Source organism: Acetomicrobium sp. S15 = DSM 107314, from assembly GCF_016125955.1.
Classification (GTDB): Bacteria; Synergistota; Synergistia; order Synergistales; family Thermosynergistaceae; genus Thermosynergistes; species Thermosynergistes pyruvativorans.
This window is the reverse complement of the sequence record NZ_JADEVE010000012.1, coordinates 1-350: the sequence shown is the minus strand read 5'-3', so window position 1 is coordinate 350 and position 350 is coordinate 1. Positions and strand designations below refer to the sequence as shown.

The following is a 350-nucleotide window of genomic DNA, read 5'->3' as shown; positions in this document are numbered from 1 at the left end:
GGCGGTTGTCTCTTAAGAAAACAATGATGACGACGGAAAGGATGGCCAAAAAGAGCTCTGTGGCCACCATCCCGAGGGCCTCTATGGCAAGCATTAACCCCAAGGATACCTGAATTCCACACGGTTCTTCTACCCAACGAGGATTCCCCTCTCTGCAAGTCAAATGAGATTGATGTTATCGCTATCCACAATGGTTTGGATTATCCTGATATTAGTCGGAGCATCGACCTTCTGCCAGTATGTCAATACCAACTGGTTGCCCTTCCAAAAGAACATCCGTTTTACTGGAATGAACGCGTCCTGTGTATCGGTAACGGCTGGATAGCATGCTGTTCTGTTGCCCCAACACC

General features: G+C 48.3%; 1 pseudogene. It reads right to left on the bottom strand.

Annotation, left to right across the window (positions count from 1 at the left end):
* Positions 1 to 159: 159 nt before the first annotated feature.
* Positions 160 to 350 (bottom strand): annotated as a pseudogene (locus tag EZM41_RS13295) (phage tail sheath family protein); the annotation flags it as partial.